Origin of the sequence: Cyclobacterium xiamenense (assembly GCF_900109255.1) — a bacterium.
GTDB lineage: Bacteria > Bacteroidota > Bacteroidia > Cytophagales > Cyclobacteriaceae > Cyclobacterium > Cyclobacterium xiamenense.
The window spans coordinates 669,427-688,431 of record NZ_FNZH01000002.1; the positions used below are offsets into that span (position 1 = coordinate 669,427).

General features: G+C 46.7%; 14 protein-coding genes. 8 read left to right on the forward strand and 6 right to left on the reverse strand.

Annotated elements, in window-relative coordinates:
- Positions 1–57: 57 nt before the first annotated feature.
- From BMW71_RS07615 to nagB, 5 genes are all read left to right on the forward strand, one after another.
- Positions 58–2,460 (forward strand): TonB-dependent receptor, encoded by a 2,403-nt coding sequence (locus BMW71_RS07615; RefSeq protein WP_092171662.1) that lies wholly within the window; start codon positions 58–60, stop codon positions 2,458–2,460.
- Between the two features lie 27 nt (positions 2,461–2,487).
- A complete protein-coding gene (locus BMW71_RS07620) occupies positions 2,488–3,639 on the forward strand; it encodes a BamA/TamA family outer membrane protein (RefSeq protein ID WP_092171665.1) in 1,152 nt (383 codons plus the stop codon).
- A gap of 29 nt (positions 3,640–3,668) precedes the next feature.
- A complete protein-coding gene (locus BMW71_RS07625) occupies positions 3,669–4,292 on the forward strand; it encodes a class I SAM-dependent methyltransferase (RefSeq protein ID WP_092171668.1) in 624 nt (207 codons plus the stop codon).
- Positions 4,293–4,310: 18 nt separating this feature from the next.
- A complete protein-coding gene (locus BMW71_RS07630; RefSeq protein WP_092171670.1) occupies positions 4,311–4,928 on the forward strand; it encodes a trimeric intracellular cation channel family protein in 618 nt (205 codons plus the stop codon).
- A 101-nt stretch (positions 4,929–5,029) separates the two neighbouring features.
- Positions 5,030–5,752: a glucosamine-6-phosphate deaminase gene (nagB, locus tag BMW71_RS07635; RefSeq protein ID WP_092171673.1), complete on the forward strand. Its 723-nt coding sequence runs from the start codon at positions 5,030–5,032 to the stop codon at positions 5,750–5,752.
- 1 nt (position 5,753) lies between these two features.
- On the opposite strand, the gene BMW71_RS07640 is transcribed toward nagB, so the two are convergent.
- Both BMW71_RS07640 and BMW71_RS07645 read right to left on the reverse strand, forming a co-directional pair.
- Positions 5,754–8,777, reverse strand: coding sequence for a PAS domain-containing sensor histidine kinase (locus BMW71_RS07640; RefSeq protein ID WP_092171675.1), 3,024 nt, complete (start codon positions 8,775–8,777; stop codon positions 5,754–5,756).
- A 143-nt stretch (positions 8,778–8,920) separates the two neighbouring features.
- Positions 8,921–10,093, reverse strand: coding sequence for an aspartyl protease family protein (locus BMW71_RS07645; RefSeq protein WP_244891112.1), 1,173 nt, complete (start codon positions 10,091–10,093; stop codon positions 8,921–8,923).
- A gap of 292 nt (positions 10,094–10,385) precedes the next feature.
- Here BMW71_RS07645 and BMW71_RS07650 point away from each other — a divergent pair, with 292 nt between their 5' ends.
- Complete coding sequence (locus BMW71_RS07650; protein ID WP_092171681.1) at positions 10,386–10,856, forward strand: Fur family transcriptional regulator; 471 nt, start codon at positions 10,386–10,388, stop codon at positions 10,854–10,856.
- An 11-nt stretch (positions 10,857–10,867) separates the two neighbouring features.
- Here the strand turns inward: BMW71_RS07650 and BMW71_RS07655 are convergent, their stop codons facing one another.
- From BMW71_RS07655 to BMW71_RS07670, 4 genes are all read right to left on the reverse strand, one after another.
- A complete protein-coding gene (locus BMW71_RS07655) occupies positions 10,868–11,320 on the reverse strand; it encodes an SRPBCC family protein (RefSeq protein WP_092171684.1) in 453 nt (150 codons plus the stop codon).
- Positions 11,321–11,340: 20 nt separating this feature from the next.
- Positions 11,341–12,279: a protease modulator HflC gene (gene hflC / locus BMW71_RS07660; RefSeq protein WP_092171686.1), complete on the reverse strand. Its 939-nt coding sequence runs from the start codon at positions 12,277–12,279 to the stop codon at positions 11,341–11,343.
- A gap of 39 nt (positions 12,280–12,318) precedes the next feature.
- Positions 12,319–13,296, reverse strand: a complete 978-nt coding sequence (gene hflK / locus BMW71_RS07665) for an FtsH protease activity modulator HflK (RefSeq protein WP_092172794.1) — start codon at positions 13,294–13,296, stop codon at positions 12,319–12,321.
- 88 nt (positions 13,297–13,384) lie between these two features.
- Positions 13,385–13,996 carry a cytochrome c oxidase subunit 3 gene (locus BMW71_RS07670; RefSeq protein WP_092171689.1) on the reverse strand — a complete coding sequence of 204 codons (612 nt, stop codon included), beginning with the start codon at positions 13,994–13,996 and terminating at the stop codon, positions 13,385–13,387.
- A 177-nt stretch (positions 13,997–14,173) separates the two neighbouring features.
- Between BMW71_RS07670 and mfd the strand changes: the two genes are divergently transcribed.
- Complete coding sequence (gene mfd, locus BMW71_RS07675) at positions 14,174–17,521, forward strand: transcription-repair coupling factor (protein ID WP_092171692.1); 3,348 nt, start codon at positions 14,174–14,176, stop codon at positions 17,519–17,521.
- A 252-nt stretch (positions 17,522–17,773) separates the two neighbouring features.
- Entirely contained in the window at positions 17,774–18,997 is a 1,224-nt protein-coding gene (gene gldJ, locus BMW71_RS07680; RefSeq protein ID WP_092171694.1) for a gliding motility lipoprotein GldJ, read from the forward strand.
- The last annotated feature ends 8 nt before the right edge of the window (positions 18,998–19,005 follow it).

Below are 19,005 nucleotides of genomic sequence, written 5' to 3' on the forward strand. Positions count from 1 at the left end.
CTTGATCCACAAACATTTTTCATTCATAATGATTATTGTTCTAAATGCTCCATTTCTATGAAGGTTTCTCTGATAACATTTGCGTTGTTTTTTACTTGTGGGTTTGTGCTGGCTCAGGAAGGGATTATTCAGGGTAAAATAGTTAATCCCGTCAATAACGAACCCATTCCCTTTGCGAACGTGGTTGTTCAGGGCCTGGATAAAGGGACCGTTTCGGATGAAGAAGGGCAGTATCAATTAACCGGTCTCGAACCCGGTTTGTATAACGTGCGGGCCTCTTTTGTCGGATTCAAATCACAGACATTTTATGAGGTGCAGGTATCCCTTGCCAGACCTGTGCAGCTCGATTTTGAGTTGGAAGAAGATGCGTCGAATCTGGAAGAAGTGGTGGTAAGTTCTGAATTCAGCCGTTCGGATGTCACGCCACTATCGGCAAGAAAATTAAATGCAAACGAGATTGAACGGTACCCGGGGGGAAATAGAGACATAAGCAGGGTGATCCAATCGCTGCCCGGTGTTGCCAGTACAGCTAGCTTTCGAAACGATATCATTATTCGGGGAGGCGCCCCAAATGAAAATAAGTTTTTTATTGATGAAATCGAGGTTCCGGTCATCAATCACTTTGCCACGCAAGGTTCGTCGGGAGGCCCCGTTGGGATCTTAAATGTAAACCTGATCAAAAATGTGGATGTTATCAGCGGAGGCTTTCCTGCCAATCGAATGAATGCGCTGAGTTCTTTTTTTGAATTTCAGCTCAAAGACGGCCGTAGGGACAAGATGTTTTCGCAAGTTACCGTGGGCGCCAGTGAACTGACGTTTTCCAATGAAGGGCCTATTGGCGAGCGGACGACCTATATTGTTTCGGCCAGAAGATCGTACTTGCAAGGATTGTTTCGCTTATTGGGGCTTCCTTTTCTTCCTACCTTCAATGACTTTACATTTAAGACCAAAACTCAGATCAACGAAAAAACGGAATTGACAGTTTTGGGTGTTGGTGCGATCGATCAATTCGCACTCAATTTTGACGTACCGGATGGAGAGACGACCGAAGACCGGGAAAATCGCTTGTTTTTGTTGGACAACCTGCCCATTTCCACGCAGTGGAATTATGCAACGGGGATTAAGCTAAAGAGGTTTCGGGAGAATGGCTTCTGGACGTTTATCTTGAGCCGTAACATGCTCAACAACCGGTCCTATAAGTACGCTCAAAACGATGCATCCCAGGAAGAAAACCTGTTGTTTGACTACCTCTCACAGGAGAGTGAAAATAAATTCCGCGCAGAAAACAGCGTTTTCAAAGACGGTTTCACGCTTCAATACGGTGTCAATTACGAGTTTAGCCGCTACCTGATCGAAAATTTCGACCGGCAAGTATTGGTACAGGATGGACAGGTATTGGATATTTCTTCCGTTTCCCTGTTTAACAGTTATGGGGCATTTGTGATGGGAAGTAAAAAATACCTGGACGAGCGCTTGCTGGTAAACTTGGGAGTTCGGATGGATGGCAGCGATTTTGGGGCGACTGCCAGTAACCCTTTGAACCAGTTAAGTCCGCGGGTTTCAACCAGCTATCAACTGAAAGATAACCTCTTTTGGAATGCCAATGCCGGGATTTACTACCAAAAGCCGCCCTACACGGTTTTGGGTTTTCAGAACAACGAGGGAGCCTATGTAAATCAGGAAAACGATGTCCGCTTTATCCGTTCCACACACCTGATTACTGGTCTGGAGTGGCAACTGCCGGAGAAAAACCGGCGTTTTTCGGCGGAGGTATTTTATAAAAACTATGCGAACTATCCGAGTTCGATTCGAAACGGAATCGCCTTGGCTAATCTGGGGGCAGATTTTGGGGTAATCGGGAATGAACCGGTGACTTCCGACGCAAGGGGGAGGGCGTATGGGCTCGAATTACTCGCCCAGCAACGCTTGTTTAAGGGGTTTTATGGAATAGCTGCACTTACGCTGGTTCGCAGCGAATTTACCAATCCCAACACCGAGTTTCTTCCCTCTTCCTGGGACAATCGGTTCATTGTAAGTTTAACAGCCGGCAAGCGGCTCCAGAAGGACTGGGAGTTGGGTGCCCGCTGGCGCTTTTTGGGAGGGACCCCGTATACACCTTACGACTTCCAGGCTTCCTCACTTCGATCCAATTGGGATTTATTTAATCAGGGTGTTTTTGATTTTTCCCGAATCAACGGCGAACGCCTCAATAGCTTTCACCAACTGGACCTTCGGGTAGATAAAAAGTACTTTTACGATAAGTGGAACCTAAACTGGTATTTTGACGTGCAAAATGCCTACAATTTTCAGGCAGAGCAGCAGGCAAACCTGGTCCCCCAGAGAGGTGATCAGGGGCAATTGTTGGTGGATCCGGAGGATCCTTCCCGTTACCTGCTCCGGGAGGTCCCCAATCCGGCTGGAACGGTGCTTCCAACAATTGGTCTCATTATAGAATTTTGATGCATTATGTAGTATCTTCGGGCCTACATGGGACGAAGAATTACGTTTTTTTTGGCGGTACAATTTCTTCTGTTTGGCCACCTCCGGGCGCAGGATCTGGAGTCGGTTATTAAGCAGGGGGAAGGGGGATCGTTCGTAGAAAAGCTTTTTGGCCTGGCAGATCGCACGGTGGATCTGTTCAGTACGGATCAATGGACGTTCATTCCCGCACTCACCTATTCTCCAGAGACCAGTTTGGGAATTGGAGCCCGGGCGGTAAGGATTTTTAGGACCGGTAGCGATTCATTGTCGGGTGCAAACAGACCTTCTTCCTTACCACTCACATTTTTGTATACCCTTAATCATCAGGTGATCTTAACGGGAGAATTGGAGCTTTGGATGAATCAAAACAAGTCTTTTTTGAATGGGCGGATGGAATTTTCCGATTATCCGTTTCAGTTTTCAGGAATTGGGAATGCGGTTTTTGAGGCAGAATCCTATGCCAGCAGGTATTTTTACGTACATGTCTACTACGAAAAGGAAGTTGCCCGGGGCATTTACCTGGGACCTAGGTATGAGTTTCGTACGGATGACCTATATCAGAAGGTCCCAGGAGGACTGCTGGATGCAGGCACGATCCCAGGCAGCAATGGGCAGCGCTTGTCCGGTTTGGGACTGGCAGTGACTCTGGATCGCCGGGATGCTATTTTCCAACCTGCCCGAGGAGGGTACCATCAATTGTCCTGGATGAAGTTTCATTCCGTTTTCGGGAGTAATTTTGATTTCACACAATGGGTTTTTGATTTCCGGAAATATTGGCCGATGAGAAACGATCAGGTGTTTGTGGGGCAGGCAATGGTAAGCCTGACTCAGGGGGAAGTTCCGTTTCAGCATTTATCCATGATGGGTGGGAGTGATTTGATGCGGGGCTATTTTGAGGGCAGGTATCGGGACCGGCATGCCATGGTCTACCAGGCTGAGTGGCGGTTTCCGGTATACCGTAACCTACGAATGGTTGCCTTTGGAAGTGCGGGTCAAATTGGTAGGAACGCCGGCGATTTTGGTTTGAATCGGAACATGCGGCTGGGAGCGGGTATCGGGTTCAGGTATCGGCTAAACGAGGAAGGTCTCCAGTTGAGAATTGACCTGGCCTATGGTGATCGACCGGCCTTTTATTTTGGCCTGAACGAAGTAATCTAACCTTTTGATGGTGTAAACATACAGTGAAAATGGAAATAAAGGCATTGAACAACTTACTGGGCAATATTGATATTTACCTGCTGGATCAGTTGTTAAAGGGGCGTTTTGAAAAGGATATGTTGCTATTGGACGCGGGTTGCGGAGAGGGTAGAAATAGCCATTATTTTATCCGTGGTGGATATCAGATTTTGGGAGTAGACAGTAATCCTACTGCCATTCAGATGGCTCGAATTACCGCCAAAACGCTGGATCCTACGTTTGACGCTCAGCGATTTATCGTGGCGCCTGTGGAGGATCTCCCCTTTCACCGGGGTGCTTTTGATGCCCTTATCAGCAGTGCGGTGATGCATTTTGCCAGAGATAGGGTTCATTTTGACGCAATGTTTGGTGAACAAATGCGGGTGCTGAAGAAAGGAGGTCTTTTCTGGCTGAGGATGTGTTCGGACGCAGGAGGCTGTTTTCCGCTTTCGGGCGATCCAGCAGATCGGCAACAAGCGCTTCCCGACGGTACCGAACGGTTTGTGCTCACGGAGCAGCTCTTATCCGAAGTCATGAAGTGCTACCGGCTTAGTTTATTGGAGCCGGCTAAGTCGGTGGTGGTCCATGGACAGCGTGCCATGGGTGCCTACTTGTTTAAAAAGGAAGGGGAATAGACTGAAAAAGGGAAGCAGATGCCGGTGATACCATTTGATTTACAATATGTGTTGGAGTTGGTAGGAACGTATTTCTTTGCCATATCGGGAGCGCTGGCGGTACAAAACCGGGACCACGATCTATTCGGGGCCGGGTTTACCGGTTTTATCACAGCCATCGGTGGGGGTAGTTTGCGGGATATCCTGCTCGGTGCTTATCCGTTGGTCTGGATAGGTAACGTGGATTTCCTCTATGCTATTTTTGCCGGCTTGATCACTACCTTTTTGTTTTTCCCCCTGGTGGCGAGACTCAGAAAAACCTTGTTTTTGTTTGATACACTTGGCATCGCCTTTTTTACGATTCTGGGTGTAGAAAAAACACTGGCGTTAGATTTCAGACCTGAGGTAGCGGCGATTATGGGTATGTTCAGCGCGGTAATGGGGGGTGTGATCCGAGACACCCTCACCAACGAGATACCGATTTTGTTCAGAAAGGAGATCTATGCGTCTGCCTGCCTCAGCGGAGCCGTGGTCTATTTGATCCTGAATCATTATGGTGCGGAACGAAACAGCAACCTTCTTTTATCCATCGCATTGATCATTCTGATTCGTTTGGTGGCTGTCCGGTTCAAGCTGAGTTTGCCCACCTTAAAATAAAAAATGCTGCGACAAACAGAGGCAGGGATGGTAGGAAGCCACCGGATCGGCGTAGTATACATAACATTTACCACATAATTAACTATTTATTATCCGAGTCGATGCAAGTTCAAATATTTCAAAACAAGGAAGCCTTACACCGGGCAGTAGCCGAGCGAATTATCGCCGAGGTCAAGCAAAACCCCCAAAGCGTTTTGGGATTGTCTACCGGAAGTTCCCCAATTGACACTTACGCTAATCTGGTTCGGGATCATCAGACGCAGGGCACCGATTACAGTCGGGTCCGTACGTTTAACCTGGATGAATACGTGGGGCTGGCAGGGAGCCATCCCCAGAGTTACCGTTACTTTATGAATGAGCATTTGTTTCATCACCTGAATATTCCCATGGAGAACACGTATGTGCCCTCCGGAATCGGTGATTTGGAAAAAGAATGTGAAGCATATGAAAACGAAATCAAAAGGCAGGGAGGAATTGACCTGCAGTTGCTCGGTATCGGGACTAACGGCCACATAGGATTCAACGAACCCGGAACACCGCTTGATTCCCGAACGCACGTGACCCGGCTTTTACAGGAAACGATAACAGCGAATGCCCGTTTTTTTTCAACTGTAGAGGAAGTACCTACCGAGGCGGTCACCATGGGTATTCAGACCATAATGGAAGCCAGGCAGATTGTATTATTGGCCTATGGGAGTAAGAAAGCCGCGACGATCCGGGATGCGGTACGCCGGCCGGTAACGGAGAATGTTCCGGCCTCCGTCCTTCAGCATCATCCAGACGTTGCCCTGTACCTGGACGAGGAAGCGGCGGCACTGCTATAGGTCATCTGGGGGAAGGTTTCCGTGCTGTCTGGGAGCGTTGGTTTTTGTCCAGAATCAGGTTTCGCAGGTACACTTTGAAGACTGTACCTTTCCCCAGTTCGCTTTCAATTTCGATCTTTCCGTCGTTTGCGCGAATTTGTTCCCGTACCAGGTAGAGTCCGAGTCCTTTGCCTTCGACGTGGTTGTGAAAGCGCTGATAGAGGCCAAAGATCCGATCGCCATAGCGTTTCAGGTCCAGGCCGATCCCGTTGTCTTCGAAGCGCAGGATGCAATAGTTTTTTTCGGTATAGGTACGGATCCATACTTCTGGCAGCCTGTCGGGATGCCTGTATTTTACAGCATTGGTCATGAAGTTCATAAGGAAATTTTCCAGGTGCGCATACACGTAGTTCATTTCCTCCAATTCCGAAAAATCCCGGTGTATCTGTATGCCCGATTCCCGGAGTTGGTTAAACAAGCTTTTTTCCACGTTGTTTAGGAGTAGCTTGAAATCGATCAATTCTACTTTAGGGATTTTTTGTTTCTTTATGGAAACCACTTCTATCAAATCCTGCAGGGTGGCGTCGAGCAGGTTGGTAGAGATCTTCAGGTTCTCCATGATTTCCTTGTTTTCGGGGTCTTTCGGATCTTCTTCGTTAAATAGGTCGATTAACAGGGAAATGTTGACAATAGGCGCCCGCAGATTGTGTGATACGATGTAGGCGAAGCGCAATAGCTCTTCGTTATGGGACTTTAAATCTTTGATTAGTTTTTCTCGTTCAGTTTCCAGCTTTTTTGCATTTGTCGTGTTTTGTTTGACGAGCAAAATCCGATCGATGCTGCCTGAATCATTCATGAGTGGCACTCCATGGTTTAAAAATCGCTGCTGATTTGCTTCGATTTCATACGATACCCGATGCCCTGTCAGAATTTTCGTTAGGTTGCTGCGCGTCTTTTCCAGGTTTTCCCCGGTATACTGATCCAGATGGGAGGTTCCGATAAGGGTTTTGGGGTCTTTCCCGGCAAGCCGGTATTCCTCTCCATCCGTAAAAATGTAGCGAAAGGACTTGTCCAACACGTCTACGGTACCCCCGGGAAAATTTTCCGCAATGCTACGGTACAGTTGCTCCGAGGCGATTAGCCTTTTTTCCGATAGTGTTCTATCGGTGATGTCGTCGACAAAGACCACGTAGGAGACCCGGTTTTTTTTACCGTATCGGACGCGGGTAAAGGATATTTTTAGTTCTTTGTAATCATCCGGACCGATGGGAAGTAGGAAATAGGCGGTACTTCGCTTCGATCGTGAAAATCGGGTAATGACCTCCCGTAAGCGGTGAGTACTGCCCTGTTGCACCAATACCGTTTCCAGTAATTGCTCCTTTTTTTCCAGGTTGAAAATGGGGAGGGTTTTGTTATTAATCAGCGTGATCTCCAAGTGATGGTTGACGGCAAAAATGGCGTAAGCGGTTCCATTCAGTATGGCATCGTGCATGAAATTTTTTTCCTGAAGAATGGTTTCAAAACGAAATCGATGCAATTCTTTTCCAATCCAATCGCCGAGAATCCGTAGCAGTTCCTGATAGAAGGCAGGGTTTTGTAAAGGGGTTCGGTGAAGAAAGCACAAGCTGCCAATAATGGCTTTTTCATTGTCCTGCAAATCCAATCGGATCAGCGAGCAAATGCCCTTGTTTTTTAAAAGTGGGCTATCCTGTAGCTCCGGATATTCCGGGTAAGTAAGCCATAGAAAATTTTGCTGGTCCTGCGGTTTTGGTAATTGATTATTCAGAAATGCCTTCCATATCTTGGAGGAGGAGCTGACCAATTTGTGGGAATGGGTGACGGAAATAGGGTCTAACAAGCGACTGACCGGGTCGCAGTTGGCAATGATGCAGTAGGTACACCCAAGCTTTCTGCCTAATAAGAGGGCTATTTCATCAAAAAGCGGCTTTCCGCTAAACATGCTGGAAATCTCTGAAACGTTTTGAAGGGTTTGCTGGATGAATTCTTTCTCAGAAAGACTTTGAATGATTCCTTCGTGCGCAAGCAGGTTCTGCTTCGCCCTGTCTATTTCCGATGCGTTGCGGAGTATACCGACCAGTACTGTTTTTTTGGAAGGAATATCGTAAAAAACCCTCAAATCGTTCTTTAGGTGCAGGTAGTCTCCTGTTTTGTTTTTTACCCGGTAATCGATGGTGTAAGAGTCCAACTCGTAGGACTGGGTGAAAAATAGCTCGTAAACCTGGTTATAGTCGTCTGGATGAACCAATTCCAGCCAGTCCCATAGAGAGAAGTGCTTGAACCTTTCCTCTTCAAAGCCCAAAAGTTCGGTAATCGCCCCGTTCCAGATCATTTCTTTGTCCTCCCTCAAGTACTCGAAATATAGGATGTCCAGAAAACTGTGGGATAGGTAATTGGGTTTGTCTTCAAGCAGGTTGGGAAAGTCCGGCCGTCGGGGCTGCTTTTTTAATGCCAAAAGCCGGTAGCCGTTTTCCAGCGTACCACTGTGCAGTTTCAGGACGTCTAAATCCAGAACCTGACCCTCCAACTCTCCCTTGCAAAGTTGCTTCAACGTTGGCGGGTCCGAAAACCTGTATTTTTCGTACAAATGCGTGCAAAAATCTTCCAGGTTTTCAGGGAAAAAGCCAGAGGGGTTTGACCTATCGGTTCTAATTCGCTTTGATGCCGGAAGCACGATCCAGGAAGACTGGATTTGAGCCGGACGATAGGGAATGATAATGGCGTTAATTAGGTAGCTGTTGGCTGCCTGAGCCACGGTAAATCCCTCAATTTTCACCCAAACAAAGGTATTATCAGGCAAAAAGAGGGGTATTTCCAGGACTTCTGCTCTTCCCAGGCAATCAAAAATCGTCTCCAATACCGGGCGTTGAACGGTTGGAAAAACCCGACTAAAAAAGTCCGGCCGGTACACGTTTGAGCCTTCATTAAAAAGCTGAAAAAAGCTATTGGATACAAACAGGACTTCAAAATCCCTTTCACCTGATCTTTTAAAAGTTACAAACAGGTTGTTGAAAATCTTTTCGGGCATCTAATTTATGCATTGAGTTACCAACGTGTCATGATAAAGATTCCCTAAATTTAAGATAAATTATAAAAAATACCCAATAAATTTATATTAGTCAAAATTTTCTATTTGAAATTCATATAAACATCTATATGTTGAAAAAGGGGTTACAATTGTTCTTCGAGAAGAAAGGTAATCTTATGTAAGGTACTGGCCGTTTCGTCTTCCGGGTCCCTGCGAAGGAGCTCCAAAGAAATCACCTTGCCTTCCACTGAACGAAGCAAATCTGTGATATCGGATAATTCCCAGAAGGCTGCTGGAATTTTATTGATCGTAATGATTTCGTCGAAGGCCTCTACCCCCTGCCGGTGTGCGGGAGAATTCTCTCGTACCTGACTGATGTAGAAACGTTTGTTTTCCGCCGAATATACCCGTACCATCAGTCCGCTCATGTCGTATTTGAATTCGTTGCTGAACTTGGCTCCTTTTTTAAACAGGATCCGTTCCCGGGGATAGTCAAAAATGATTTTCATCCGGTTTAGCACATCCGATCCCAGGCTTCCATTTCTGCCTGTTCCGATGATCACTTCGGAAAATTCATTTTCTTCCGGATAGGATGTAATGACATTTCTAAACTTAAGTCCGTGAATGCCCAGGCGTTTTACCCGGCCTACGTACCCAAACAAATCGCCGCCCAATGAGCGGCCCAGGTCGCTTTCCAGGGTGGTTTCAGGCAGCACGATGTCCTCGCTGGTTTCCATGTTTAAAAGCAGCCCGTGATTGGCACCGGTATCTATCAGTAACTTGGATTGCAGGTCCGGTCCGTTTGCCTGACGTATGGTAGAGGCGATATAGGGTTTATTGCCGTCGATTTCAATGTCCATTTTTCTAAATCCAAAAGGTCGCCATTTGAGGGCCGTTCGTTTGTAAAAACCGACCGAAGCATTGTCGTAGTCTATTTTTATCGGATTGTTTTTAAAAAACTCATGGCCAATTACCCCATATACTGGTATTCCAATTACTTTCTCCAATTCCAAAAAATCTTCATCCAGAACCAGAATTGCCTGGAATATTCCCTCCACAGGCCCCAAATCAAAATGGTTGTTTGGGGAAACAGAGGCACTTAAAACCGTCTTCCCATCTGCCCCGACCAGGTTTAGTTTGCGGGTGTACTGCATGTCCATTTGGTCGGCCAGGGTTTTGCTGAAAAAAATATTGGACTTGACGCCCGTGTCGAAGAGAAAATTCACTTCGGGTCCTCCATTGATGGAAACAGGCAGGATAATCAGGCTATTGGAATCGATGAAAGGTAGGTCTACTTTTCGCTTTTCTTTTTTCATGTAAAAGCCGGGTACCTGGCTTTGCAAAGAAAGGGCAAAGAAAAAGACCAAAAAAAACAAGAATAGCTGTTTGATGCCAGGGTGCATAGATGCGTAGTTCGTATTTATTGGTTTAATATAGAAAATTAATTTAAGTACTTTGACATTAACCCCTATTCTTTGGGTATGTTTGGTTTTTACTATCTCTTATTTAGAAAGATTGAAAATAACTATGGTATTGCAGCATTGAAAAGTTTCAGGGTTTGATAAATCTAAAAAAAAACCCATCTTTATTCCTTAGAATACTAAAAATATGGCCGATAAGTCAATTATTGAAAAAGCAAAAAAAATATTCGAAAATTACCTCATCCGGCAAGGAAGCCGAAAAACACCGGAGCGGTTTTCCGTCATTGACGAACTATATGCCTTGCCTCAGGATGAACATATTGATGTAGAGGGTTTATTTTTAAAAATGAGAAATAGCGGATACTCCATCAGCCGGGCCACCATCTACAATACATTGGATTTATTGGTCGAATGTGGCCTTGCCGTAAAACACCAGTTTAAAGACAAAGTAGCCCTGTACGAACAAGCACTTACCTACAAGCACCACGATCATTATGTCTGCAACCAATGCCGGAAAATAAAGGAGTTTTCCGACCAGCGGATCAACCTGATTAAGGAGGCCATGGGGAAAGAGTTTTCTTCCCATATTACCAGTCATTCCCTGGTACTCTACGGCGACTGTCTGATCCCGGAATGTGAAAACCTACAGGTTATCTGATCCAAACGACCCTACTCCTTTTTTTTACGGGCAAAATAACGTTTATAAATGGGTTTTCGGAGCGCAAACTGAAGGTAAAGGACCGGGTACAAAAGAAGACCAAGCAGCGCATTGGGTGCGGTATAGTCGATCTCGTCGACGATCAAGGAATGCTTCTCTCCCTGATTCACCACCCGGTGTTTGTGCCGCCACCTACGCAGAAAGAATGGCAATTTTCTTCCTGCGTCGATAAAGATAAACTCCCTTTCGTCCGTTTGGTCGGCTATGATTTCACTGGTCCAGGTTTGCTTGAAAAAAATAAAATTCAATTCCAGACTTACCAGGTCTCCCTTGGACGAGCCATCAAATCGCAGCAACTTCACTGGAGGAAAAGGCGGGTTCAATGACCTGAATAGATCTTCGGTAAACCCTGCTTTTACCTCCAGGTAAGGCCGCGCTACCTGCGTACTTAAGTTAATCCTCATCCTATGCAACGTGTATTCGGCTACTGCATTTTCTTTAGGTATTGAAAAAGCTCACTGTCTGAGGAGATGACCAAGTTGGTTTTTTCGTCCAGAGACTTTTCCAAGGCCTCCAGGGAACGGAGAAATTTATACAGATCAATGGATTGCCGGTTTTTGTTATACGCGGAGGCATAGATTTCGGTGGCTTCTGCATCTGCCCTACCCCGGATTTCCTCGGCTTCCCGGGTAGCTTCCGACTGGATTTGAGCCAGGTCCCGCTCCTTGTCACCCTGAATCTTCCGGGCCTCTCCCTGTCCTTCGGACCGAAATTGATCGGCGATACGGTTTCGTTCACTTATCATCCGATCGTAAACCCGATCCCGAACCTCGTCCACATAATTCATTCGCTTGAACCTGAAATCGAGGATCCGCACTCCAAGATCGGACGTCCGTTCATTTGCTTTTTGCAAGACAATTTCCTCGATCGCTTCCCTTCCTACTTTGATGTCTTCCAGCACTTCCAATTCCTCCATGAAATCCTCTGTCACCTCCGGGTCACGGTTGGTAGACCGCACGATGTCCAGTAGGTCATTGCTGGCAATGGCATTTCTAGTCTCGCCGTCCAGGATATCATCCAATCTGGATTGGGCAGAACGTTCGTCCCTCAAACGAATAAAAAACTGCAAGGGGTCCGTGATTTGCCAGCGGGCATAGGTATCCACGAAGATGAATTTCTTGTCTTTGGTAGGAACCTGGTTTTTGTCTCCATCCCATTCCAGATAGCGCTTGTCAAAAAATTGCACTTTCTGGATGAAAGGGATGACAAAGTTGACCCCCGGACTGGTTCGAGGTTCGCCTACTGGCTTACCAAATTGGGTGACGATGGCCTGCTGGGTCTCGTCCAGAATAAACACACTCTGACCTGCGACTATAAGTCCGACTACCACCAGTATGATGTATACTACGTTACTTTTTTTCATGGCTTGCTAATTAGGAATTTTTCCTTCCTGCTTGATCGTTCAGGGAGCGGGGTTTTGAATGGCCTTATTTAAATTCAAAAGCGGCAGCACGTTGCTTCCGCTTTCATCCGTGATAACGGTGTTGCCGATTTTGGGAAGTACTTTTTCCAATGTTTCCAGGTACAGACGTTGCCGGGTCACTTCGGGCGCCTTGACGTAGGCCTCAAAGACGGAATTAAATCGGTTGGCCTCTCCTTTTGCTCCGTTGACCCGGTTTAGGGCATAGGCCTCTGCCAGTTGTATGGTTTCATCCGCAATACCTCTGGCTCGGGGTATCACCCGATTGTAATCGGCTTCTGCCTGGTTAATCAGCGTTTCACGCTCCTGTTGGGCTTCGTTGACAGCATTGAAACTGGGTTTTACCGGTTCGGGAGGATTAACATCCTGTAACACCACCTGATCGATTCGAATCCCATTTTCGTATTCGTCACACATTTCCTGCAGCAATACTTCCACACTGGTGGCTATTTCCTGTCGTCCTACCGTCAATACCTCATTGACCGTTCGGTCTCCCACGATTTTTCTCATGGCAGCCTCCGACATGTCGTTGAGGGTTTGTTCCGCATTTCTTACGCGAAACAGGTAATTGTAGGAATTGACGATCCGGTACTGGACCACCCATTCTACATCGGTGAGGTTTAAGTCCCCGGTAAGCATCATGCTTTCGTCGCCGTATCCGGATTTAACGTAATCCGAACGGGTCCCCGCGGCACTGGTTCGAAAACCAAACTCTTGCTTGAGCTGCCGCTGCACCGGTATTTTATACATGGTCTCAACAAATGGAATGATAAAATTCAGGCCGGGCAAGACGGTACGGTTGTACTCTCCCAATTGAATCACTACCCCTTCTTCTTCTGGACCCACGGTCTTAACGGCCGAAAATACCACAATGATCACTGCTATCGCCAGGATGATTTTGGATAGGTATTTCTTTATCCAATCCGGATTGACGTTGATTTCAAATTGATTGTCTGACATAAATACGTGTTTTTTGCAATTTACGATTATTTGATCGATTTCACCCTCCGGGAGTAGATCATTTCTAACCGGAATGATTTCATCTTTCCTAAAACATCCAGAGAAATAAAACAAAAAGAATTAACCACACTGCGTCCATGAATTTCCAATACACGGCGAATAAATCCAGCTTCATGTGTTCATAGGGGTTTGTTAAAAGTATCAGGGATTTTACCGGGTCTTTACCGGATTTTTCCACCTGTATTACCAATACAAGTGCATAAATCAGTGCCCCGCCCAGGTGAAACAGGTGAATGCCGCTCAGTACGTAAAGAAAGCTACCCGAAGGAATGCCCCGAAAGTCAATTCCCATGGTGGAGAGCTCTTTCCATCCCAGAAACTGAAAACCGGAAAACAATAGCCCCAGAAGAAAAGTAAAAAGCAGAAAATTTTTCGTTTTGTCCAGTTCGTGTAGCCGAAAGCTGGGCAGTATTTTGCCAGAGGTGTAGCTACTTACCACAATCAACAGGCTACTCATGATGAAGGATTTGGGAAAGGTAGAGCGCTCAAACACACCGGATTCCGGTTGAGACAATACAAAAGCGGTCGTGAGGAAGAAAAATAGCAATCCACTCCCAAACATGCCCAAATACATCAACGTGCGGTAAGGGTGCATGTTCTCAATTTTCCGAAACCAATGGGTCTTTTTCTCTTTTTGCATAGGCCGTATTCGAATAACAAAACAAATTTACAGTTTGTTGGCAAAAGGGCGTAAATAGGCGAAGGGATTTGGGTTTTTACGAATATGCCCGGTTGGAATCCGGAGCAGAGGCACCTTATTACCGGGGAAATTGATAAATTGCGCCAATTATTATCCGATCATTAAACCAAAATATACTTGGATAGATCTTCATTTTTGTCGCTTTACGAAGAGGATCCCTTCGTCCGGAACCTGGCCTTGACTCTGGGAAAAGGCGATCAGTCCCGCATGCAGGTGCGAGGCCTTTCCGGCAGTATGGACATGGTTTTGCTTCAGGCGATTACCAAACTGGCAGGCGGATTTCACGTCATTTTGGCTCACGATCGAGAGGAAGCAGCATACCTTGCCGGGGATTGGCAGGCGCTGACCGGCACACAGCCTTACCTGTTTCCCGCCAGTTACAAAAAGCCCTACCACCACGAGGACATTGAAAATGCCAACGTGCTCATGCGCGCCGAAATTCTGAATCAGCTATCCCAATCGCCCACGGATGGAAAGGTGCTGGTCACTTCTCCGGAGGCCATCTACGAAAAAGTAGTCAACAAGAAAAGCCTCAAGGAAAGTACATTTACCGTTCGGAAAGGCGAAATGGTGGATTTGGCCTTCGTGGAAGAGCTGTTTACCACCTATGGTTTTGAAAAATCCGATTTCGTTTACGAAGCAGGGCAATTTGCAGTTAGGGGTGGGATCATTGATGTGTTTTCGTATGCCAACGACCTGCCTTACCGACTCGAGTTGTTTGGACAAGAAATTGACAGCATTCGGGTATTTGACCCCGAAACTCAGTTGTCCACCGTTCCGATAGACCAAATCAATATCATTCCCAACATCCAAACCACCATGCAGGATGCAATCAGGCAACCGATCGTGGATTTTTTTCCGCCGGACACCTGCTTTTGGATCAAGGATTATGCCCACTGCATGGGCGTCTTGGAAAGCCTGTACGAGAAGGCCGATACCTATTTTCGGGAGGGAGGAACGGCCGCTAAGTCCCTATTGATGGCGCCCGACACGCTCTTTTTATCTGGAAAGGCCTTTGAAGAAGCCATCTCTCCGTTTAGACAAATCGCCTTTGGACACGTGTTTACCTGGAAGGATGTGCCGGAGTTCCGGTTTCAGGGGCAGCCACAGCCGTCCTTCAACAAGCACTTTGATCTGTTGGTCCAGGATTTAAATGAAAACGCTGCCAGGGGAATACGGAATATCATTTGTTCGGAAAGTGACAAGCAGATAGGCCGCTTGTTGAATATTTTCTCGGAGTTGGACCCTAGTTTGGACGTACAGACCCTGCCGATTAGCCTTAGGGAGGGCTTTATCGATACCTCGCTAAAATTGGCCTGTTACACAGACCACCAAATTTTTGAGCGGTTTCACCGGTACAAAACCAACCGTACCAGCAGCAAGTCAAAAGCCCTTACCCTCAAGGAAATCAAGAATTTGCATCCAGGAGATTTTATCGTACACGTGGATTACGGCATCGGCAGGTTTGCCGGGTTGGAAAAGGTAGAGGTCAATGGGAAGTTGCAGGAGGCGATCCGATTGGTTTTTCGGGACGATGACCTGCTGTACGTCAATATCCATTCCCTGCATAAAATTTCCAAATACAGCAGCCAGGAAGGGACGCTTCCCACCATGTCGAAACTCGGTTCTCAGGAATGGGAAAACAAGAAAAGTAAGGTAAAGAAAAAGGTCAAAGACATTGCCAAGGACCTCATTCGCCTGTATTCAAAAAGAAAGGCGGCCCCAGGACACCGTTTCTCTGAGGATAGCGTTCTCCAGGTAGAACTCGAAAGCTCGTTTATCTATGAAGACACGCCCGACCAGGCTGTGGCTACTGCAGATGTCAAAGAGGATATGGAAAAGCCCTATCCTATGGACCGCCTGGTTTGTGGGGATGTAGGCTTTGGGAAAACCGAGGTAGCGGTTCGTGCGGTATTTAAAGCGGTAAATGACCGCAAGCAGGTGGCGGTGCTGGTTCCTACCACCATTCTTGCAATGCAGCACTACCAGACGTTTAAGGAAAGACTAGCCGATTTTCCGGTGGAAGTCGCGTACATCAACCGGTTTCGTACGGCAAAGGAAATAAAGGAAATCATTAGAAAAACGGGAAATGGGGAAATTGATGTACTGATCGGGACCCATCGAATTGTAAATAAAGACATCAAGTTTAAAGACCTGGGCTTATTGGTCATTGACGAAGAACAGAAATTTGGGGTCAAGGTAAAGGAGCAACTCAAGCAACTTCGTGTAAACGTTGATGTGCTTACGTTGACCGCTACTCCCATCCCGCGTACACTGCATTTTTCGCTGATGGGTGCCCGTGACCTGTCGGTAATTGCCACGCCTCCACCAAATCGGCAGCCGGTGACCACCGAAATCTATACCTTTCGGGAAGATATCATCCGGGATGCGATTGCCAACGAGTTAAGTCGTGGGGGGCAGGTGTTTTTCGTCCATAATCGGGTGGGAGAAATCGACGCCATTGCCAATCTAATCCTCCGGCTAGTGCCGGATGCACGGGTGATTGGTGCTCACGGTCAGATGGATGGGAAAAAACTCGAAAAGGTCATGGTGGACTTTATTGAAGGTGTCTACGACGTACTGGTATCCACCAATATCATCGAATCGGGCCTGGATATTCCCAATGCCAACACCATCATTATTAACCGGGCCCACATGTTTGGCATGAGCGATCTGCATCAAATGCGGGGAAGGGTCGGTCGAAGCAATAAGAAGGCCTATTGCTACCTCTTGACGCCGCCCACTTCAACCCTAAGTGCAGAATCGAGAAAACGGCTGCAGGCACTGGAAGAATTTTCCGATTTGGGAGATGGTTTTAAAGTAGCCATGCGGGACCTCGACATTCGTGGCGCAGGTAACCTCTTGGGAGCCGAACAAAGCGGGTTTATTTCTGATTTGGGTTTTGAAATGTACCACAAGATCCTGGACGAAGCAGTACAAGAGTTGAAACAAACCGAATTTGCAGCGCTGTTTGAAACCGATCTGAAGGAAAAAACAGCCGTGCTCGTTCAGGATTGTGTGATCGAAACGGATCTGGAGCTCTTGATTCCCGATAGCTATGTCAGCAATATTTCGGAAAGATTGAGTTTGTATTCCAAATTGGACGCGATCAAGGAGGATACCGAGCTTGCTGCCTTTAAAAACGAAATCCGGGATCGGTTTGGACCCGTTCCGGATAGGGTAGAATCCTTGTTTGAAACGGTGGAACTGCGGTGGATGGCCGAGCGCCTGGGCTTTGAGAAACTGGCTTTGAAAAACGAACAAATGAAATGCTACTTCGTTTCATCAAAGAACGACGATTACTTTAGCTCTGACGTTTTTCGAAACATCATCGCCTTCATTCAGTCCCACGGACGGTTTTGCAAAATAAAAGAGACAAAAGATCGTTTATTATTGGTAATCAAGGGTGTCGACACCATCGGTAAGGCCAAAAAATGGCTCCACGACTTGCTACGTAAGGTATAATTTGATGGCTCTACCCACTGGTCAAGAGTGGGTTAGGATGCATCCCGGTTGCGTACCGGTAAAAAAAATCAAAAAAATGGAAAAAATTTCATGCGAACATTACTAACAATGGTATGAAATTTTTTGTAGTATTTCACAAAATCGGCCAGTTCCTTGCTTTTCGACTCGTCAGCAGGGAAAAAAGTTTATTGGTATAATATATTATTGATCCTATATTAGCGTTTTAATAGGGCAAAACCAAAACGTTGTCACATGAAACTGGGTAACAGAGAATTTAATTTTAGTTTTTTTGCCGGGCTGGCAGTACTGGGTTTTTTATTTGCTTCCTGTGGGAATCAATCTAGCCGCCGAACAGCTAGCGATCCGGGGGGTATCAGTGCTTCCACCGGAGCCAGGTATAGTTTCGACGAAGAAGATTCCGTGTCTTTTCAGGTGTTTCGATTGCCGCAAGAGGTGGTAGGACCCAGGCTGGTGTTTATCCAGGGGGGAAGGGCCGTTTTGGGTTCGCAGGAACAAGACATCATGGGCTTTCGGGACAACGTAGAGCGGACCGTAACCATCGCATCGTTTTACATGGACGAAACGGAGGTCACCAATGTAGATTACAAAGAGTTTTTGTTTAACATGGCCAAAAGAGACGGTGTTAGCGCTGACTCCATTCAAAAGTTGGAGCCAAACGAGAAAGTCTGGGATGGGACCATGTCCTATAACGATGTGTACGCCACGTACTATTTTAGGTATCCCGGGTTTAACTTTTACCCGGTAGCAGGCGTCAGTTGGGTACAGGCCAATGCGTACAGCAAGTGGCGCACGGCTTATGTCAATGAATTGGAACGCGAGAAAAACGAATTGGATTCTGCGCTAACACAGGATCAGTTGATTGAAAGGGGTTCTGTATTTCCCGATTACCGCCTTCCAAACGAGGCAGAATGGGAGTTTGCCGCCAAAGCCATGATCGGAACACAGTACATGGACGAGAACCAGGAAAATGGAAGGATTTATCCCTGGGACGGCAGAGGTCCACGAAACCCCTATAATATTAAGAGAAAGTCCCGACAGGGAGACTTTCTGGCTAACTTCAAGCGAGGTCGGGGTGATTACGCGGGTATCCCCGGAAGTGTATCGAATGACGGTGAGATTATTCCCACCAACGTGTACGACTTTCCGGCCAATGATTTCGGTTTGTATAACATGGCCGGCAATATGAACGAGTGGGTTCAGGACGTATACCGACCCTTGTCTTTCCAGGACTTTGACGATTTGAATCCCCTGCGAAAGGACGGGGTATACGACGAGGAAAATACATACAATACCACACTTATAGACGATAACTACCGGGTATACAAAGGGGGTTCTTGGAGAGACGTAGCTTATTGGCTTGCTCCGGGTACCAGGCGGTTTATGCATCAGGATTCGGCTTCTAACCACATTGGGTTCCGATGCGCCATGATTGCCGTGGGAGGAAAAGACCGGTAATTGGTTTG